17 protein-coding genes are annotated in these 19412 nt (G+C 39.8%); 7 read left to right on the plus strand and 10 right to left on the minus strand.

Going from position 1 to position 19412, the window contains the following annotated elements; genetic code table 11:
• Positions 1–14: 14 nt before the first annotated feature.
• A complete protein-coding gene (locus tag RM553_RS15185; RefSeq protein ID WP_311535797.1) occupies positions 15–2495 on the minus strand; it encodes a TonB-dependent receptor in 2481 nt (826 codons plus the stop codon).
• Positions 2496–2740: 245 nt separating this feature from the next.
• Between RM553_RS15185 and RM553_RS15190 the strand changes: the two genes are divergently transcribed.
• On the plus strand, positions 2741–3550 hold the full coding sequence (locus tag RM553_RS15190; RefSeq protein ID WP_311535798.1) for an HAD family hydrolase: 810 nt from the start codon (positions 2741–2743) through the stop codon (positions 3548–3550).
• A gap of 59 nt (positions 3551–3609) precedes the next feature.
• Here RM553_RS15190 and RM553_RS15195 read toward each other — a convergent pair whose 3' ends face one another.
• Positions 3610–4377, minus strand: a complete 768-nt coding sequence (locus tag RM553_RS15195) for a PH domain-containing protein (protein WP_311535799.1) — start codon at positions 4375–4377, stop codon at positions 3610–3612.
• 32 nt (positions 4378–4409) lie between these two features.
• The gene (locus RM553_RS15200) at positions 4410–5276 is read right to left on the minus strand and encodes a L,D-transpeptidase (protein WP_311535800.1); all 867 of its coding nucleotides are present in this window, start codon (positions 5274–5276) and stop codon (positions 4410–4412) included.
• Positions 5277–5522: 246 nt separating this feature from the next.
• Between RM553_RS15200 and RM553_RS15205 the strand changes: the two genes are divergently transcribed.
• Entirely contained in the window at positions 5523–6605 is a 1083-nt protein-coding gene (locus RM553_RS15205) for a Gfo/Idh/MocA family protein (protein WP_311535801.1), read from the plus strand.
• A gap of 27 nt (positions 6606–6632) precedes the next feature.
• Here RM553_RS15205 and RM553_RS15210 read toward each other — a convergent pair whose 3' ends face one another.
• From RM553_RS15210 to RM553_RS15220, 3 genes are all read right to left on the minus strand, one after another.
• Positions 6633–7736: a sensor histidine kinase gene (locus RM553_RS15210; protein WP_311535802.1), complete on the minus strand. Its 1104-nt coding sequence runs from the start codon at positions 7734–7736 to the stop codon at positions 6633–6635.
• On the minus strand, positions 7737–8501 hold the full coding sequence (locus RM553_RS15215) for a LytR/AlgR family response regulator transcription factor (protein WP_311535803.1): 765 nt from the start codon (positions 8499–8501) through the stop codon (positions 7737–7739).
• Positions 8502–8648: 147 nt separating this feature from the next.
• Positions 8649–9212, minus strand: a complete 564-nt coding sequence (locus RM553_RS15220) for a hypothetical protein (protein ID WP_311535804.1) — start codon at positions 9210–9212, stop codon at positions 8649–8651.
• 409 nt (positions 9213–9621) lie between these two features.
• Here RM553_RS15220 and RM553_RS15225 point away from each other — a divergent pair, with 409 nt between their 5' ends.
• Complete coding sequence (locus RM553_RS15225; RefSeq protein WP_311535805.1) at positions 9622–10299, plus strand: M15 family metallopeptidase; 678 nt, start codon at positions 9622–9624, stop codon at positions 10297–10299.
• A 47-nt stretch (positions 10300–10346) separates the two neighbouring features.
• Here the strand turns inward: RM553_RS15225 and RM553_RS15230 are convergent, their stop codons facing one another.
• The 3 genes from RM553_RS15230 to RM553_RS15240 all read right to left on the minus strand — a co-directional run bounded on the left by RM553_RS15230 (position 10347) and on the right by RM553_RS15240 (position 13585).
• Positions 10347–11924, minus strand: a complete 1578-nt coding sequence (locus tag RM553_RS15230) for an NADP-dependent glyceraldehyde-3-phosphate dehydrogenase (protein ID WP_311535806.1) — start codon at positions 11922–11924, stop codon at positions 10347–10349.
• Positions 11925–12160: 236 nt separating this feature from the next.
• Complete coding sequence (locus RM553_RS15235; protein WP_311535807.1) at positions 12161–12499, minus strand: hypothetical protein; 339 nt, start codon at positions 12497–12499, stop codon at positions 12161–12163.
• A gap of 216 nt (positions 12500–12715) precedes the next feature.
• On the minus strand, positions 12716–13585 hold the full coding sequence (locus RM553_RS15240) for a hypothetical protein (protein ID WP_311535808.1): 870 nt from the start codon (positions 13583–13585) through the stop codon (positions 12716–12718).
• Between the two features lie 299 nt (positions 13586–13884).
• On the opposite strand from RM553_RS15240, the gene RM553_RS15245 reads away from it, so the two are divergent.
• Positions 13885–14343 carry a hypothetical protein gene (locus RM553_RS15245; protein ID WP_311535809.1) on the plus strand — a complete coding sequence of 153 codons (459 nt, stop codon included), beginning with the start codon at positions 13885–13887 and terminating at the stop codon, positions 14341–14343.
• 1 nt (position 14344) lies between these two features.
• Here the strand turns inward: RM553_RS15245 and RM553_RS15250 are convergent, their stop codons facing one another.
• Positions 14345–15229: a sulfotransferase domain-containing protein gene (locus RM553_RS15250; protein WP_311535810.1), complete on the minus strand. Its 885-nt coding sequence runs from the start codon at positions 15227–15229 to the stop codon at positions 14345–14347.
• 360 nt (positions 15230–15589) lie between these two features.
• Between RM553_RS15250 and RM553_RS15255 the strand changes: the two genes are divergently transcribed.
• The 3 genes from RM553_RS15255 (at position 15590) to RM553_RS15265 (ending at position 19382) form a co-directional block, all read left to right on the plus strand.
• Complete coding sequence (locus RM553_RS15255) at positions 15590–16639, plus strand: YyaL domain-containing protein (RefSeq protein ID WP_311535811.1); 1050 nt, start codon at positions 15590–15592, stop codon at positions 16637–16639.
• A gap of 170 nt (positions 16640–16809) precedes the next feature.
• Complete coding sequence (locus tag RM553_RS15260) at positions 16810–18324, plus strand: GFO_1087 family putative carboxy terminal peptidase (protein ID WP_311535812.1); 1515 nt, start codon at positions 16810–16812, stop codon at positions 18322–18324.
• A gap of 251 nt (positions 18325–18575) precedes the next feature.
• Positions 18576–19382, plus strand: coding sequence for a DUF481 domain-containing protein (locus RM553_RS15265; protein ID WP_311535813.1), 807 nt, complete (start codon positions 18576–18578; stop codon positions 19380–19382).
• Positions 19383–19412: the final 30 nt, after the last annotated feature.

Below are 19412 nucleotides of genomic sequence, written 5' to 3' on the forward strand. Positions count from 1 at the left end.
TCTTTAATTAAGGATTAAAACTTATAAGTTAAACTTGCCAGGAAGTTCCTTGGCAGCTGCGGATTGATGGTAGACCATCCCGCATAATATTCTTCATTCCCAATATTGTTAAGCTTCAGGTTAATGGCGAATTTTTCAACATTATAAAATACAGAAGCATTAAATACGGTGTAAGAAGGTAGGGTAAAAACTCCGCCCAACTGCCGGTTAAAGATCATGTTATCCCCGGCGTAATTTCCTCCAAAACCAATTCCGAAACCTTGCAGGCTACCCATCTGGAACTTATAGCTTGCCCACAGGTTCGCCATATCCTTAGGCCCGGCAGATTCCGGTCTTCTGCCAAGAAAATCGGTTTGGTCCGATTGGGTAAGCTCACTTTCATTATGGCTGTACCCGGCAATAATATTTAAACCATCTACGGGATTAGCGGTGATGCTGGCTTCAAATCCGCGGCTGTAAAGCTCCCCGTCCTGCACATAATAAAAAGGCCTGCCGGTTTCCTCCATTACAATATTAGACACCTGGATATCATAATAACTAAAGGTGGCAAGAAGCCTGTTTTGCAACAAACTTAGTTTAGTTCCCACCTCCAGCTGGCTCGCGTGTTCTGGATCGAAGGTTACCGTAGTGGTTAGCCCTTCTGCGGGATCTCCCTCTTCCTGTGGGGCCACGTTGCTAAAGCCGTCCATATAATTGGCAAATATCGAAACCTTGTCCAATACCGGCTGATAAACCACTCCAAATTTAGGAGAAAGCGCCGTCTGGCTGTTGTTATCACTTTCAAACTGGTCTATTCTCAAACTAGCCATGGCCGAAAGCGCCGGGGTGAAATTGATCACATCAGAAACGTAGGCGCTGTAAACTTCTTCCTGGGTCTGGTTGTTGTTTCTTGGGGCATTCCGCAGTAAATAGTCCACTCCCTGGCTGGAAAGAATTCCACTGTCATTATTGGTTACATAGGCCGCAGGATCATAAATCCCGTACACACTCTGGTTGATGTTCTCCAGGCTGGCATCACCAATGTAAATATTGCCGTTGCCAACATAGCCTGTGCTGTTATCGGTCACCTGGCGGTTATAATAATCCAAACCAACAACCATGCGGTTTCTCATCCCTGCAATTTCAAAATCGCCGATGAAATTTTGCTGAAGATCGGTAGTAAGCGTGGTAGAGTTCTGGTTGTTCATATATCGGGTAAATACCACACCTTCATCAAGGTTCGTCACTTCCCCTTCAATTTCGTCCTGGCCCTGGTAAAACCTGGTGGTTTCATAGAGGTAGGAATAGTAACCTTTAGATTTGGTTGATCCACGGGAAACTGCTGTTTGCGAGGTCCATTCATCTGAAAGCTTATAGAACATTTGTCCCTGCAGGCTGAAAGTTGGGTTTTCAAGCACAAGATCGTTGCTGGTATAGGAACGTTCAGGATCGTATCCCAGTTCCCCGATATTGTTTACTCGAAGTGGCGCTCCGCGGTCTACAAAAAGCATGGCGGGATTGGTACTCTGGCCACTGTAGAATTCGGTGTTCAGGTAAAAAGAAAGTCGGTCGTTAACCTTATAACTAAGAGACGGTGCCACAAATAATGATTTTTTAAACCCGGCATCCTGGAAGCTTTCCTCCCAGTTATAGGCGGTATTCAGGCGCAAGGCCACATCTCCCTTTTCATCTAACGGAGTGTTAACATCGGCAGTGATGCGGTTTAAACCATAACTTCCCATGGTGTAGGTAATATCCCCGCCAAAATAGCTGTAAGGTTGCTTAGTGGCGATATTAATAAGCCCGCCGTAAGAAATAAGGCTGCTCCCGTATAGGGTTCCTGAAGGCCCTTTAATAACCTCCACCCGTTCGATATTGGCAGGATCGGGGCTTCCATTGGTCACAGCGGGAAGGCCGTTTACAAGAGTGGGCTGTACGGCAAATCCCCTTAAAGAAAAGTAACCGGCACCATCATTTCCTCTTCCGGTAGATTCCCAGAGTTTGAAGATTCCCGGCACATTTTTAAGCGCGTCATCAAAATCGGTAACCACCTGTTCCTTCATCAGTTCTGTGGTAATGGTATTATAAACCTGGGGATTTTCAATGTCCTTTAGCGGCAGTTTTGCCACATATTCACTTTTAGTGCGTGCAAATTCATTAGTATTGGCATTTGCACGAAGCACTACTTCTCCCAGCTGTTCTTCTTTACTATTAAGGATAATATTGGGAACGGTGGTGGTTCTGCCATTTTGTACTGAAACCGCTATTTCTTTGGTTTGGTAACCCACATAAGAAATTCTAAGGGTGTAATTGCCACCCGGAATATTGCGAAGTACGAATTCACCATCATCTTCAGATTCTGTTCCAATGCTGGTTCCTTCAATGTCAATATTGGCATTAGAGACGGCCGCTCTGTTGTTATTGATGATTTTCCCGCGCAGGCTTCCGTTACTTTGGGCGAGGCCTTGTTGCACTACTGCCAACAGAAGCATTAGCAGAAAATATTTTTGATTCATAGTAGTAGTATTTATTTAGACTTGTTTTAAATAACATGGCAAATGTAATAAGGGAACTTCAGAAAAAAAAGCTTATTTATATTTAATATAAATAAAAAGAAGAAAAATTATTTCAACCACAACTGCCTCAGAAGCTTAGATTCGCTCCCTATTTATACTCGTTATCGCCCCACTTATAAAATTGATATGGAATTAACACCTGCACAACTTTAATACAATATCTTTGCGCCTTAAATTTCAAGGCTATGATCAAGTTAATTGTTACCGATATGGATGGAACCCTGCTGAATGACCAGCATGAGTTGCACCCCGATTTCTGGAAAACCGAAGAAGCACTTAATGAAAAAGGCATTATGTTTTCTGTTGCCAGCGGCCGACAATTTTATAACCTGGAGTCGAAATTTGAAAAAATTAAGGACCGGATGCTCTTTTTTGCTGAAAACGGTACTCATGTGGTCCATAAAGGCAAAGAATTATATGTGAATCCACTGGAGAGAGAAGCAGCAATGGAATTTATTGAGATAGGCAGAAATATTGAAGGTGCACATCTGGTGCTTTGCGGAAAAACTTCTGCTTATGTTGAAAGCGACGATGAAGAGTTTATAGGTGAAATTCAGAAGTATTATAAACGCCTAAAGAAAGTAGATGACCTGAAAAAAGTTGAGGATACGGTACTAAAAGTAACTATTTGTGACTTTAAAGGTGTGGAAGAACACACTTACCCACATTACAAAAAATTTCAGGATGAATATAAAGTAGCCGTGGCTGCGCGAATATTTCTGGATATTACCGCCTTTACCGCCAATAAGGGAAATGCCATAGAAGGAGTTCAGAAAGAGCTGAATATTTCACCGGAAGAGACTCTTGTATTTGGAGATTACCTAAATGACCTGGAAATGATGCAAAAGGCTAAATACAGCTACGCGATGAAAAACGCTCACCCTGAGATTATCAGTGCCAGCAAATACACTACCAGCCACGACAACAATGAAAACGGCGTGCTTAAAACCATAGAAGAGCTGGGTTTGTTAAATAGTGAAATGAAGCAGGCATAAACAACCGCCGCTGAAAAAAAGACCCCGGCTACTACTGCCTGGTAGAATATTCAACCCGGTTATTTTACTATAACATTTGTTTTAGCCAGGCCGCTGTTTCCGGTCACTGGATCAAAGGCGTAAACCATTATTTCATAAACTCCGGAATTAAGCCTTGTTTCTGCAAAAAATGTACTGGATTTTTCTCCAACTTTAAGAGGAATATCCTTCACCTGATTTCCACTGCTGCTAATCACCGCTTTTATTTCATACTGGTTCGCATTCCATATCCCTCCATCGGTAATTGGGCAGCCACACATCATAACAATATTTGCTTTTATTTCAACCGGTTTTGCCGCGGAAACAGCCTCGTGGGTTTGCGGGGAGAGAATATCTACCACAAATCCCGGGAATTCAAGCACGATGCCGTCCCCTGTAATGTTTTTGCCCGGAAGAAGCCAGAGTTGCGTTGAAGAAGTGATGGCGGCCTGCTTGCTATTAAGGGGAGCATAGCCTTCAACAGTTACAAAAACAGGTTTTTCCAATTCCAGGCTCGTGGTAAAAGCTGCTGTACCTTCTTCACTTATTGGCTTGTTCCGTTCATGGGCCTGCTTCATTATTTTTGAAGTGTTCCCGGTGCCGCCTTCGGTAATTCCTTCAGCTAAAATCTTGCCTGTTCCTGCGTTCCTGATAACAATCCTGGCGCCGCCCATAGAAGTACCGAGAAATTTGGCATCTTTGGCTTTGGCCCTTACAGTTATGAAGGTCTCCTGCGCCTTAACGCCCGCAACAAAGGCAAAAAATAAAATCAGTGATGCAATACCCGATATTGTTCTGAAACTTTTCATTTTAAAATTTTCAGCTAAGATAAAAAGGAATTTTAAGAGGCTAATTCCGTTTCCGGAATTTCCGCTTCTTCCTTCTGCCTGAAGTTACGTGGATCTTCTTTATATTGCTCTACATAGTCCTTCAGGGTTTGTAATTCTTCATCAGTCAAATCGTCTGCCTTAAAATCATCAGCCAGGTTTAACCATGGCGCGGGAGCATCAAAATCATATTCTCCAAAAACCATGAAGGGCGTCCCGTTATGTTTAATTGTGTCATTTTCTAACTGCCACATATCTGCCCAATCGTAGATAAATTTAGCGTCATCCATTTTTAAACGAACACAGGCGTGGCTGGCAGGAAAGCCGGGCATATTATACTGGTGTACTCCTACTCCTTCAAAATTGAGAAAATTAAAATAGTATGGCAATATCCAGGCATCATTCACAGTACTCACCTTTCTTTTAGCTTTATAATTGCCATAATGAAGTCCGTTTGGCGTGGGTGTGGATTTCTTTCCGGAGCTCACCGGCCCCCAATGGATGAGCTTGCCCGATTCATATAATGCAAAACCCTGAATTCTTTGCGCAATAAGCACCGCTTTAGGAATAGAATCCAAAAGAGGAAGTTCCTTTGGAAAAGGGCTGTAAATCAGAAAATCCTGGCTTATAGTATCAGGTATAATAACAGGAATCCCTGGCTGAACGCGATATTCTTCAATACGGTTAAGCGCAAAAATTGTTGCCCTTTCGTCCTTATTATATCGTACCTTAAGAGTATCCAGGGCTTCCAGTGTTTTTAAAGAATCTAAACTGTAGCTGATGGCCAACCTTTTTTCTTTTATTGGCTCTGCTCTCTTTGGTGTGGACATGATAGTATCTGAAACCTGATTTTTTTCCAGTGGTTGCTCTACCTTTTCCATGTCGTTGGAACAGGAAAATCCCGTCAGCGAAAGAATTAAAAGTGTGACAAATGGCCAATTTTTGAATTGCATTGAGTAGTAGGACAAAATGATTTCCGGTTAATTAATAGATGAACAAAATTACTTTACTACCTCTTCGCTTTCAGCCAAGAAATCGTTAATAATTTGTTGCTTTTACCCTAAAAAATTTTGTGGTAGTAACATTCACTTAAATTCTTTAACTTACTGAACCTAAAATTTAAGGCTATGGAAAACAGGCGGACTTTTATAAAAAAATCGGGATTATTCCTGGCAGCTGCTACGCTGCCTTACCCGGGATTGCTTGCAGCTCAACCTGCAAAAAAACTTGGAGTGGCACTGGTGGGACTTGGCTATTACAGCACAAACCTTCTCGCTCCGGCACTGCAGAAAACAGATTACTGTGAATTAAGAGGTATTGTAACCGGCAGCCCGGAGAAAATTCCGAAGTGGCAAAAACAATATGGCATTAAAGACGCTAACGTTTACAATTATGAAAATATGGATAGCATCGCCAACAACAATGATATTGATGTTATTTACGTTGTGCTTCCCAATAGCATGCATGCGGAATATGCCATTAAAGCTGCTAACGCGGGAAAACATGTCTGGTGCGAAAAACCCATGGCGAAAACCGCAGAAGAATGCCGTTCTATAATTGATGCCTGCAACAAAAACAAAGTTAAGCTTTCTATAGGTTACAGGATGCAACATGAGGCAAACACCCAAACTATTATGAAATGGGCAGAAACCAAACCTTTTGGGGCAATTAAGGGATTAAAAGCCAATGCTGGTTTTTATGGAACAAATATTAGCCCCTGGCGGCTGGATAAAGAAATGGGCGGCGGTGCCATGTACGATATGGGCGTATATTCTTTAAACGGCGCCAGGTATTCTACCGGAATGGAGCCTGTTGCGGTGAGTGCCACCCAAACAACCAGCCGGCCGGAAATGTTTGATGAAGTAGATGAAACCACCATTTTCACCCTTGAATTTCCGGAAGGCATCACCGCACACTGCCGTACCAGTTTTGGAGAGAACATGAACCGGCTGGATATTAACTGCGCCAACGGCGGCTACTATCTGGACCCGTTCCAGGCATATTCGGGGGTTAAAGGCAGGGCGAGTGATGGAACGATTCTGGAACCCTTTGGGAAAAACCAGCAGGCGGTGCAAATGGATGATGATGCCCTGGCTATTATTAACAACCGCCCTGTACTTGTTCCCGGGGAAGAAGGTTTAAAGGATATTGTTATTGTGGAAAAAATTTATGAATCTGCCAGTAAAGACGGGCAGAGATTGAGCCTTTAGAATATCTAATCTTTCATAATTAAGAGCCTATAACGGAATTTCTATAATGGTTTCGACACCCCGCTGATTTTCCCTGTTCCGGATTTCGAAGTGATAATCTTTGCCGTACAGGTTCTTCAACCTGTCATCAATATTCCTCAGCCCTACCCCTTTTTCCATTAACTGCGCATGGGTTTCAGTTATTGAAGCCCCGTTATTGGTTATTTTCAGGATAAACTTTTTTTGTTCGCTGAAAACGGCAATATTGATGTGAAGATCTGTATGGTCGTAGGAGTAACCGTGTTTAATGGAGTTTTCTATTAAAGGCTGCAACAGCAAAGCGGGTACTTTTTTATACCGGAACGATTCTTCAATTTCTTTAGTGATGTTTAGATGATCTGAAAATCTTACGTGCAGAATATTAAGATAATACTCCAGGATACGCAGTTCTTCATCTAATATGATCACATTGCTATCGCTTTTATATAGAATTTCCCGTAAGAAATCGCTTAAATCGGCAATAGTATCTTTGGCTTTGCCTGCATCCACATCTGTTAAAACTGAAATAGAATTAAGGGTATTAAAAAGAAAATGTGGTTGTAGTTGGGAAGATAGCATTCTCATACGGGCATTTACAATCTGGCTTTCCAGTTTAATATGTCTTTTTTCAGCCTGCTTAACCTGCTTAAGGTAGTAGTAGGTGTAGACAATAAACACCATTGCAAAATAGATAAGGAAATTTAAATCGATAACAAACATGAAGGCATACACGCTTTCCCTAAAATCGTACTCTGCCAGGGTTTGCTGCCCGGTTAAGATGGTATAAAAATCGAGCACAAGGCGAATTACCATCCCTATTAAAATGGATAATATTGTATGAAAAGTAATAATCCTGACCCAGGAGTAATTCTTATTTAAAAATCGTTTGGTACTTATCGCTATAATGGTCATGTAGCTTACCACAATAATATAATCCAGTAAAATATTATGAATAAGAAAGGAACCCCAGGAAAAATACTGGTCATGCAGCACAACTGCTTGCATGTAAGCTACTTTGGCAATTAGGACAATATCAAATAACAGATAAAAACCTGCCAGAAGCAGGACGAGTTTAATATCTATGTATTTCTTGCGGATTGTAGTGATAGTCATTTAAATTCCAATTTTTTCCAAAAATTCTTCCTTATGGGACTTGCTTACCCGCAGGAGTTTGTCGTCAATCATCCTGGCATCAATTTCAGAAAATTCAGAATGAACAATTTCCTGTATATATTCCAGGTTAATAATACTGGACCTGTGAATACGTAAAAAGCTATCGCTATCCAGGTTTTCAGCCAAAGTATTAAGGGATTCCCTTAAAAGGTACTTATTATTATCAGTATAAATTTCAGCATAATAGCCCGAAGCCAGGATGTAAAGAATTTTATGCGGGTCGATAAGCGCTGTTTTATTGCCCTGTTTAATGGCTATTTTATTGGCGCTTTTAAGGTTTGAAGAAGATTTGGTATAGGTATGGAACAATTCCATCATGCGTTTTTCAAAATGCAAATCTGCTTCTGTTTTTGTGGTTTTCAGGATTTTATCGATTGTTTTAAAGAACCGCTGATCTTTAAATGGCTTCAGCAGGAAATCAAAAGCCTCCACATCAAAAGCTTTTAAAGCATAATTATCGTAAGCAGTCACAAAGATTACAATGGGCTTAGGCTTAATTTCCACTTTTTGCAAAACTTCAAACCCATTCATGTCCTTCATGCTGATATCCAGAAAAACAAGTTCGGGTTTAAGGGAATTAATTTCTGCTATAGCCGTTTGCCCGTTGGTACATTCTCCTATGATTTTAATTTCGCTCACCTCTTCCAGAAGATTCACAATCCTTCTTCTGGCAAGTTCTTCGTCGTCAACAATAAGTGCTCTCATAAAATACTAATCCTGAAAGGTTTATTTTACTAATTTCAATATTTTCCAATTAAAATAACCGTTTATTATCTAAAATCTGAACCTAAAAAAGCTACCGGAAAAAAATTCCGGTAGCGCTTATAAGATTGAATTTAGTAATTAAGATTTCTAATTGCTTGCCAAACCTGCAATGCCTTCTTCTCTGCCATCAATTTTAATACGCTTTTTCTCCCCATCCTTTTCCAGCTTCATGCGATAAGTTGCTTTGTCTAAATATTCACCTGTACCACGGGCCACAAGTTTGTTTTTAGTAATAGTCCAGCCTTTATGATCTCTCAGTACAGCACGGGAAATTTCTGTAGGCAGAGGAATATCTTTAAATTTCTGAAAAGTCCTTTCCAGGTTCCCATCTTTATCAAAATCGGCCTGAAGATAGCCATTGCCGTTTTCAAAGGTAATTATATAGCTGTCGTAACTCCTGTTATCCACCTCCGCTATAAAGTTGTTAATATCAAAATTGGCATTCATAAAGCCGATGGGATTTCTTACAAATTCTCCCGCAAATTGTTCTTTCACTTTATAGGAAAAAGAATTTCCCATTCTTACAATTTTCGCATCCAAAGGAGCAAATCCAACCTTTGCTTCTTCCAGCTGGGTTATTTCCTGATCATTCTGGGCGTTTCCATAAGTACATACAGCTAACAAAGTCAATAATAGAATTAAGTTTTTCATAATATCATTTTTTAAGAATTAATAATTTACGTTTAAGGATTGATGATTTATAAAGCTAATCTACTTTAAACCTTCCCTTGCATGGTGGTAAATGATGCCAATACCTTTAAAAAAGTAGTTGAAAGTACTTTTGATGATTTAAATACTTTTGGCTCACCATAGACGCCAAAAGTTTATTTAAACCTCCTTTAACCAACGAAGTAACTGTTTTAAAGCAAATCTCTGGTTGTTCACTGCATCTGTAGCAGAGCTTTAAGGAAGTACCGCCCTTTTTTGCTACAATGTTCCTTTTGAATCCTTCGAAGAAAAAAGCGTGTTTATTCAACGATCTGGATTTCTAAAAACAATAGTTTACACGAATAAAAGCTTCAGAAGAAAATATTAATTAGATTAGTCCAAAACTATATTGATGAAATTTCTCGTCCTCTTCTTAAGCCTCATCTGCTTGCCCAAATATATGCATGCGCCTTCTGCCAGATTGCCCGATAATTTTGTGTATGTAAAAGATGTTATTCCCGATGTACTGGAAGAAATAAGATATGCCGGGGAGCACAATTTTATGGGCAGGACCGTGGAATCCTATAATGCACCAAAGGCAATTTTAACCAAACCTGCTGCTATGGCGCTTAAAAAGGTACAGGAGGATTTGCTGAAGGAAGGATATTGCCTTAAAATTTTCGATGCCTACAGGCCCCAGTCTGCCGTAAATAATTTTGTAAACTGGGCAAAAAATGAAAAGGATACCCTGGCCAAGCAAGAATTTTATCCCGATGTCAAAAAAAGGAATCTTTTTAGCAAAGGATATATCGCCACCCATTCAGGACATTCCCGCGGAAGCACGGTAGACCTTACTATTGTAGATGCCAGTACAGAAGAGGAAATCGATATGGGCAGCCCTTTTGATTTCTTCGGAAGTATTTCCCATCACAATAGCCAAAAGCCCACAAAAGAACAAAAAGAAAACCGGCAATTACTCAAGAATGTTATGAGCAGGCATGGCTTCAGGCCCTACTCTGAAGAATGGTGGCATTATACGTACCGAAATGAACCACATCCCGACACCTATTTTGATTTTCCTGTTGAATAGATTAAAAAAAGCCTGCGACAAAAATCTGCGGCAGGCTTTTCTGTTTTTTAAAGAATATAATCGGTACTTACAAAATGGGATTTATCACTGGAAAGTAATTCCTGAAGGATTGCATTGTTGTATGGGTTGTCTTTGGACGCCACAAAAGTACGAATGGAAAAGGAACGCAGCGCATCATGCACACTGAGAGTGCCTACAGCGGAATCCTTTCTTCCGGTAAACGGGAAAACATCAGGCCCTCGCTGGCAGGAACTGTTCAGGTTTACCCTGCAAACCAAATTTACAAGGGTGTCTATAAGCGGCGCCAGTTGTTCAATATCCTTTCCAAAGAGGCTCACCTGCTGCCCGTAATTGGAATCTGCGATTTCATCCAGCAGGTTCTCGATAGAATTGAAAGGCTTAACAGGAATTACCGGCCCAAACTGTTCTTCCTGGTACACCCGCATTTCTGTAGTAACAGGATAAAGCACGGCAGGATAGATATAATTTTCTGAAATTTCACCGCCTTTCTCATTCAGGATCTTTGCACCTTTTTCCCGGGCATCATCAATAAGTTCCTGGATGTACGTTGGCTTTTCCGGTTCGGGAAGCGGAGTAAGCTGAACCTTCTCCTCCCAGGGATTACCAAACTTAAGTTCATCTACTTTTTTCGCGAAGCGGCTATTGAATTCTTCCCTTATATCTTCATGAACATGAATAATCTTAAGGGCGGTACATCGTTGCCCATTGAAAGAGAGCGTTCCGGATATGCATTCCTGTATCGCCAGGTCCAGGTCCGCATCCGGCAAAATAATAGCAGGATTTTTTGCCTCCAGCCCCAGCACCAGCCTTAGCCTATTCTTATGCGGATGCTGATCCTGCAGGGCTATGGCAGATTTACTGTTGCCAATAAGGGCCAGAACGTCTATCCTGCCTGTTGCCATAATAGGGGCTGCCACTTCCCTGCCCCTGCCGTAAATAATATTCACCACTCCCCTGGGAAAGCTGGACCTGAATGCCTCCAGCAATGGGGAAAGCAACAGTACTCCATGTTTTGCGGGTTTAAAAACCACCGTATTGCCCATAATTAAAGCCGGGATAAGCAAAGCAAAAGTTTCATTTAAAGGATAATTGTAAGGGCCAAGGCATAATACCACTCCTAACGGGCCGCGCCTTATGTGGGCATTTACATTATCGCGTTTGGAAAATTTCGCGCTGTCCCTGTCCAGCTGCTTGTAATCTTCTATGGTATCGTATATATACTCTACTGTCCTGTCAAACTCCTTTTGGGAATCCGGAAGCGATTTACCAATTTCCCACATTAGATATTTCACTACCTTTTCACGCTCCTTTTTCATTTGAACTACAAAATCTTCCATACATTTAATGCGGTAGGAAACCTTTGCAGTTGGCCATTCCCCCTTCCCCTTGTCATAAGCTGCACAGGCATAATCCAGGACTTCCAGCGCTGCGGATTCATCCATATGCGGTACGGTTCCCAGCAAAGTTTTATTGTAGTTTTCTGTTGAAGATATTGTAGAATAAACTTCATCTTTTTTTCCTTCCCATGTCTTCAGATCTCCGTTAGCCAGATAGGTCTCCTGGTGCAAAAGTTCTGTAATCCCGAAGGCGTTGGTATTATTCATTGGTTGATTGTTTAATTAGTTATAATTGGCAATTTTTGATGCAAATTTTACTGCAAGAGAAGCCATTACGCCTAATTTAACAAAATAACTATATACAAATCACATCTATAACAATTCTGTTGAATTTTATACATCTGAAAGTAGGAAAGGATCCTTCTAAAATCCACAATTACCAGTGCAGGTTTATCTGTAAGGGAAGTAAATAAAGAAAAAGTAAAGACGGCAGCTGGTGAAAATCAAAGAATAGTACCATGGCTCCACAGGAGGTAAATAAGTAAAAGCAACAGGCCAATGGCAGTAATGGCCAACAGCTTATTATGTAAAGAAATTTTGTTAAGGTCGAAATGTTTCATTTCTGTTTCCAATTCTTCAGCTCTTAAAAATTTTTTAAGACCTATAACCCTGGCCACTTTTCCTTTTTCAGTAAGATAAACCTTACCTGAAGCATCTGTACGTACCAGCTGATACTTTAGCAGTTTTTCCCAATGCTCTTTTGAGGAATTCCTGATAATTTCGGTATATGCCATTCCATCTTTTAAAAGGCCAAGTACATAAACATCATTGGAAATTTCCATAACTCGGGGGCTTATAATATTTTTTATGAAGTTAACGGAAATACACTTTATCTACAAATCTTGCTTTTCACCTGAAATGACCTGAATTTCAATTACTTATATTAGCTTTAAATAATAAAGAAAAATTTTAACATTAATTAAGAAAGATATTAGCCCTAAATTCCCCTTTTCCAGCAAGAATTTTAACTCAACTTTAATTCATTGTTATCTTTCATGTTAGGAAGAAAGAATATTAGCTTCAGCAAAAGCAACAGGAGGGATCCTTCCAAAGATCTTAACGGTTAAATTTATCATTTCAGGATCAAACATCTCCCAGTATTCCTTATCCTCAGCAAATTTTTTCCACCTGTCATGCAGGTTCATTTTATGTGCTTCTCCAGAAAATCTGGTTCCATCGAAGGAACTTCCACCGGCAACTTTTGTTACTTCCCTTAAACCTTCATCAGAAAAACTGATTCCCAGCTTCTCCGCGACCTCCTTACGATAACTGGCACTGGAAGTCCAAGAGTTATAATTTATAAGCACCTTGTTCTTCAAGTATTTATTATTCAGAAATTCCCGTGCATGCTGCTTGTAAATGCGCTGTAAAGTTTGAACAGAAATAGGTTTGGCGCCATGTCCGGGATAATGTCCCCTAAGAAGCCCCGCCTTTATCCTGCTGGCAAACAGGTTAAAAGGATCTCGTAAAATAAGGACATTACGTTTCTCTCTGGATGCCCCCAGCCAGTTTTCATTTATTCCTTTTTTTTCAGTTTTTTGTAATGGGCCCAGGAAACAATCTTCATGATTATAAAGCAGGTAATCCTTTTGTGAAAACTCTCCTGCCTGCTCCTGCTTTAGGTTAAAATCTGGAATATTGGTCTGGTAAACTTTTCCTTCTTCACTTAAAGGCCTGGCTGTTAGAAAAGGGTTATGCTTAGGTTCGGTACAATTTAAATAACAATACCTGCCGTTTATTTGATTTAAAATCCAGTTTATTATAGCATGGTTCCCGCTTCGCGACAGTCCCACCACGCGAAATTCTGCTTTTTGGGCAACCTCCCTGTTTACTGATTTTTCCTGTACCTCTGTATTATCTTTCTTCATTATTCCGGATGCTTTTTTAGTTCCGTTTTAATCTAAAAATTATTCGCAAACAGAAAAGAAAAATTATAAAAAAGAAATCCTGCACCTGCACTACTCCAATGCAGGCCGGGTTTCATTATAATTATAAAGATTCATTACCGTTCCGGTACAGCAAAAAAGTAAGACCAGATTGAACTGAAAAAACAAATAAAACGCTTTGCTAAGCAACAGCATTCCCGAGCAGAACAATGTTAATATTTACTAAAGCCAAAATTCCTGCTCCTATTAATTTAGTATTTTGAAACTTAAAACTTATTTAGATGAATGAACACCTGGTAAGGCAGCAGATTTCAGAACTTCTTGAAGGAGGATTCGCTCCTAACGTTATTTTACTCCGGGAATTCTCGTACGACAAAAGCGGAGTTATTCTAAACGGGCTACATTTCTCAGCCTGGATTTTGTTAGGACATATTAGAGCAAGACAAAAAGCGCTATTAAATTTTATGAAAGATCCTGCCCACCACGCAAATGTCTGGCCAGATGCGCACTGGCCGGAAAATCATCAACCCCAAACCAGGAAAGAATGGGATGCTGCCATTGATGAATACGAAACCGAACTGCTGGAAGTAATTCAAATTGTAGATAATCCTGATACGGAGCTTTTCAAAGTTCAGAAAAATGGCAAAAGCATCTCATGGGCCGCTATGACCATTTTGCACCATACCGGTTACCATATTGGCCAATTAAAAACAATTGGCAGGCAACTGGGGGTTTGGTAATTTAGACCAGCGGTTGCCGGGCAGAGATAATTTCTTCTTTCAGTGCTTCAAAATCCCAATGTGAAAAATTCCTGTTTAGGCCAGAGTTTTTAATTCCCGAATATCCCAGGTGTCCCAGTAAGGGTCCAGCTAATTGTATTGCCCTTTCCTTGTGGTATTGCGATAGCTGCTCTTTCCAATAGCCTGAAGTACCTTTACGCAAATGCTTCGGGTTTTCCTGTTTTAACTTTTTAAAACTTACCGCATTTTCAAGCTGCTGTCTCTGTTCTTTGCTTAAATCGACTTCCAGGTAATCAAGAAGCTGGCAAAGCTCCTCCTGGAAATTTCCCCGAAAACCTTCAAAAAAGCAAATATGGATGTTGAATTTTTTACTCAGCCTCAAATGATCCCACACATGCCACACCCATTCTTCCATAATTCGGTCAAAATGCTTCTCCAAATATTTTTCCGGCTCTTTTTCTTCCTGCGGAAAATACTTCTGCATATAATCTGAGCAAAAATATTTTGAAGCCGAGATTACCACGTCCCGTGGATCCCTTATAATGTAAACCTTCTTTTCAAACCGGTTAAAAACATCGCCACTCCGCTTGCACACCGGCGAATGCGTCCATACATGGCTGGTTTCTTTAAGATATTCAGAAAAATCTTCAACAGGCATCCTAAAAATACTGCTTATACGATAACTTACCTGCAAATCGGTAATATCTATCATATCTATAAGAGACTGCTCAGGATAATTTAGTTCCCAGTCTTTGGCGAGGTTCTGTATAGGATGCTTCTGAATAAAACCTGAGGTTTCTTGCCCATTATACTCAAGGATTCGCTGGAGTATTTGATAAAGCCAAAAATTTCCTGATTTTGGATAGCCAATTTGAAGGGTGGTCATTTTTCTTTTTCCCCTAAAATAGGAAAAAAGAGGATATTCTTCGGAAAAGAAGAAATATTAAAAGCTTTTTCTATCTTAGTTTTTTTATAAAAAAATTAATGTATTCGTATTATTAATTGCTTTAAATAGAATTTAAACAAAAAATCGTTTTCTATATTTCAAATATTATCAATAAGCAGAAATACACCTTTTACAATGGAGAAATGCAAGCCACGCGACCTAAGCGGCATATATTTTAGTCTGAATATTTTATTATTTGCTGCTTTGTTATTTTCAACCTATTCCTGTGGTAGCCAGAAACACATTCCCCAAGATAGGATTGATGCCACCTTAAACTTGGCCGCAGATCAATATAAACACATGGCTAAAGAACTTCCTGAAGGAAGATTTCCCAAGACATATTATCCAAACGAAAACCATTTTGAAACCAGCGGTTCTGAATGGTGGGTAAGTGGATTTTATCCCGGCACACTGCTTTATCTCTACGAAGCCCTGGAAGACCCGGCTTTAAAAAAAGAAGCTGACCGTATTATGAAAGATCTGGAAAAGGAGCAATACAATACCTCCACACATGACCTTGGTTTTATGATGTTTTGCAGTTTTGGGAACGCGAACAGGATTCATCCCCAGGAAAATTACCCCGAAATATTAATGAACAGTGCAAAATCTTTAGCTTCAAGGTTTAATGAAAAAGTTGGGGCGATCCGTTCCTGGGATTCAGAAGGGGATTCTTTTATTGTGATAATTGATAATATGATGAACCTGGAATTGCTGTTCTGGGCTTCAGAATATAGCGGAGATCCAAAGTTTAAAAATATTGCTGTTACTCATGCCAATACTACTATAAAAAACCACTTCAGAAAAGATCACAGTTCTTATCATGTGGTAAATTACAATGAAAACACTGGTGAAGTTATTGAAAAACGAACTGCACAGGGGGCGGCAAATGAATCTGCATGGGTCCGGGGGCAGGCCTGGGGACTATATGGTTTTACAGTCGCTTATCGCGAGACCAAAGATCCCAAATATCTGGAACAGGCAATAAATATTGCAAATTTTATACTGAACAACCCAAACCTCCCAAAAGACATGATTCCCTACTGGGATTTTAATGCGCCCAATATATTCAATGCTTTACGCGATTCTTCAGCAGGTGCAATTACGGCCTCTGCCCTGCTGGAACTCAGCAGGTATGTGGATACGAAGGCTAGTAAAAAATACTTCAAGGCGGCAGAGACTATGTTAAATACCCTGATGAGCGACGAATACCTGGCAGATAAAGGCATGAACGGCGGTTTTCTTTTAAAACATGGCGTGGGCCACCATCCGGAAAATTCAGAAGTTGATGTACCTCTTACTTATGGGGATTATTATTTTGTTGAAGGTTTGCTGCGGTATAAAAACAGGTAAGTCCAGAATTTTATAATGGGACCTGGAAAACCAAAGTTCTTAACCAACTTCTTAACGCGAAGCGTTCTGAATGGCAAAACTGTGGCACAGTTAGTGCTTGTAAAATATTGAATTGCAATTAGCTTTGCAATTTCAGGCTTACAACTCTTTAAAACACCAGAAAAAAATATATGAAATTTCCTAAATTTTTGATTACTCTCTCCCTCTTTGGAATCCTTTTTACATCCTGCGAAAAAGACAACGAATTCCCTCAAGATAATCGTGCGGAAACCTCCGAAGAAACTTCAGAAAATCCGGAAACAAATTCTTTAGAAGCTGAGGATATTGAAGTTGAAGAATTTATTTATTCAGGAATGAATGATATTTACCTCTATAAAGCTGATATCCCTCAATTAGCTGATGACTATTTTTCTTCAGATACTGAAGAAGCCGGTTTTTTAAGAAATTATGGTTCTCCTGAAGATCTTTTTGAAGATTTAACTTCTTCTCAAGACCGGTTTAGTTTTCTTACAGACGATTATATTTCCCTTGAAGAAAGTTTTGAAGGAATTAGCAGTAGTACAGCAGGTATGGATTTTGGCCTTGGTTCCATTAGTGGCACCAACAATATTTTTGCTTTTTTAAGGTATGTTGTGCCAAATACCGCTGCAGATGAGGCAGGCCTGTCCAGGGGCACGGTTTTTACGGAGATCAACGGGAAAAAACTTACCATCAACAATATTTCGGATTTACTGGATTTAGATTCCTTCACCATCAATGTTGGAAGAATTGAGAATGGTACTATTATCATGACCGATGAAACGGCTACTTTAAATAAAAATGAATATACCGAAAATCCTGTGTATATCTCTAAAACCCTTGAAATTGATTTGGAAAAGATAGGATACCTTATGTACAATAGCTTTATTGGCGATTTTGATGATGAACTTAATGCTGCTTTTGCCGATTTTAAGGCTGAAGGAGTAACAAACCTTGTACTCGATTTGCGATATAACGGCGGTGGTTCTGTAGAATCTGCCGTAGACCTTGCCAGTATGATTACAGGACAATTTGAAGGAGAAGTTTTTATGAAAGAGCAGTGGAATGAGGAATACCAGTCTTATTTTGAAGCTCAACAAGCCGAAAGTCTTATAAACAGGTTCGACTCCAGGATAAGAACACAGGAAGCCATCAATAGCCTGAATTTATCTAAGGTTTATGTAATTACCAGTGCCAGTACGGCTTCTGCCAGTGAGCTGGTTATTAATGGGCTTGAACCTTATATTGATGTGGTTCAAATTGGAGAAACCACTACGGGCAAGTTCCAGGCCTCGGTCACTTTATATGACAGCCCAGATTATAGCCGGGAAAATGCCAGTGAAAATCACACTTATGCCATTCAGCCGCTGGTCTTTAAATCGGCGAATGCAGATGGCAAATCAGATTATCTGGACGGGCTGGAGCCAGATATAAAGTTGTCTGAAGATTTAAACAATTTTGGAAATTTAGGAGAAGCTTCAGAACCTCTTTTAGAGGCAGCAATTAATAACATTCTTGGACGGGCGCAGGTGATGAAGAAAGGTGAGGCATCTATGAAAGCCGGTAAGAATTTTATAACTGTTGGAGAAAGCGGTATGAATAAGCCAAACTATCAAAGAATGTATATAGATCAACTTCCCGCTCTTATTGACAGGGAAAGTAAATAAAAAAATTTTTCCAAACGTATATCTAAAAGCCCGTTGGTAAACAGCGGGCTTTTTCTTTGCAATACGGGCATGGATGATTTATTTAATTGCAATTTTTAACTTCTTGATACTAATCTGTTAGCCGCAAAAAATTCTCACTATCAAAAAGGCCTTTCAGCTAAAATATTTTCTTAGAAGTCATTTTTTCATGGATATCCACAGGATCATTTCAAAGTAATATTATATTTTGAAGAGAAATTCAGCAGAACCCAATGGAAATAGAATTCAACTACATTTGTATTCCAAACATCAGGATGTCCCGAATACCTTTTTTAATATTGATTTTTGCGGTACTACCGGAATTCGGTTTTGCACAACTGGTTAATATAGAATCTAAACGCATGCAGACAGATTCGGTTAAATTTGCCCTTAATGCCGATTTTTCTTTTGATTATACCAACAATGACGGCACCCAGGTAAATGAAATTGACGCGGCATTCACCACCCAGATAAAATCTAAAGACTTACGAAAATCTTACCTGTTGCTGGGAAATTATCAATTAATAGATACTGATGGTAAAAGCCTTCAAAAATCCTGGTTTCTGCACGGCAGGTTTACCTATAAATTCAGCAAACTTCTAAGACTGGAAAGTTTTTTACAAGGCCAGTACAACCAGCTCCTGGTAGTAAAACAACGAAATCTCGTTGGCCTTGGGCTTAGGGTACAATGGATGGACAGGAAATATTTTAACGGTTATGCCGGCAACAGCTATATGTATGAAATGGAGCACAGTGACCGGACTGAAAATACTGAATATAACCACAGAAACAGCACCTATATCAGCCTTTCCTATTACTCGAAATCACAGCGTTTTTCTATAGCTAACACTTTCTATTACCAACCTCTTTACAAGAATTTTGAGGATTACAGGCTGCTGGAACAATTCCGCCTGGATATTCCTCTTTCGAAATGGCTAAAGGTTTTTGCCCTCTACAATTATTATTTTGACAGTAAAACTCCTTTAAATACGGTGGAATATACTTCCAACTTAAATATTGGGGTTGGAATTAGTTTGTAAAAATGAATGTAGTAAATTGCCTGCCATAAT

The sequence above is a fragment of the Autumnicola tepida genome (genome assembly GCF_031846485.1).
GTDB lineage: Bacteria > Bacteroidota > Bacteroidia > Flavobacteriales > Flavobacteriaceae > Autumnicola > Autumnicola tepida.

Coding starts and splice junctions, on each gene's coding strand:
- RM553_RS15185 (WP_311535797.1), bottom strand. CDS start 2,495: ATGAATCAAAAATATTTTCTGCTAATGCTTCTGTTGGCAGTAGTGCAA.
- RM553_RS15190 (WP_311535798.1), top strand. CDS start 2,741: ATGATCAAGTTAATTGTTACCGATATGGATGGAACCCTGCTGAATGAC.
- RM553_RS15195 (WP_311535799.1), bottom strand. CDS start 4,377: ATGAAAAGTTTCAGAACAATATCGGGTATTGCATCACTGATTTTATTT.
- RM553_RS15200 (WP_311535800.1), bottom strand. CDS start 5,276: ATGGAAAAGGTAGAGCAACCACTGGAAAAAAATCAGGTTTCAGATACT.
- RM553_RS15205 (WP_311535801.1), top strand. CDS start 5,523: ATGGAAAACAGGCGGACTTTTATAAAAAAATCGGGATTATTCCTGGCA.
- RM553_RS15210 (WP_311535802.1), bottom strand. CDS start 7,736: ATGACTATCACTACAATCCGCAAGAAATACATAGATATTAAACTCGTC.
- RM553_RS15215 (WP_311535803.1), bottom strand. CDS start 8,501: ATGAGAGCACTTATTGTTGACGACGAAGAACTTGCCAGAAGAAGGATT.
- RM553_RS15220 (WP_311535804.1), bottom strand. CDS start 9,212: ATGAAAAACTTAATTCTATTATTGACTTTGTTAGCTGTATGTACTTAT.
- RM553_RS15225 (WP_311535805.1), top strand. CDS start 9,622: ATGAAATTTCTCGTCCTCTTCTTAAGCCTCATCTGCTTGCCCAAATAT.
- RM553_RS15230 (WP_311535806.1), bottom strand. CDS start 11,924: ATGAATAATACCAACGCCTTCGGGATTACAGAACTTTTGCACCAGGAG.
- RM553_RS15235 (WP_311535807.1), bottom strand. CDS start 12,499: ATGGAAATTTCCAATGATGTTTATGTACTTGGCCTTTTAAAAGATGGA.
- RM553_RS15240 (WP_311535808.1), bottom strand. CDS start 13,585: ATGAAGAAAGATAATACAGAGGTACAGGAAAAATCAGTAAACAGGGAG.
- RM553_RS15245 (WP_311535809.1), top strand. CDS start 13,885: ATGAATGAACACCTGGTAAGGCAGCAGATTTCAGAACTTCTTGAAGGA.
- RM553_RS15250 (WP_311535810.1), bottom strand. CDS start 15,229: ATGACCACCCTTCAAATTGGCTATCCAAAATCAGGAAATTTTTGGCTT.
- RM553_RS15255 (WP_311535811.1), top strand. CDS start 15,590: ATGGCTAAAGAACTTCCTGAAGGAAGATTTCCCAAGACATATTATCCA.
- RM553_RS15260 (WP_311535812.1), top strand. CDS start 16,810: ATGAAATTTCCTAAATTTTTGATTACTCTCTCCCTCTTTGGAATCCTT.
- RM553_RS15265 (WP_311535813.1), top strand. CDS start 18,576: ATGGAAATAGAATTCAACTACATTTGTATTCCAAACATCAGGATGTCC.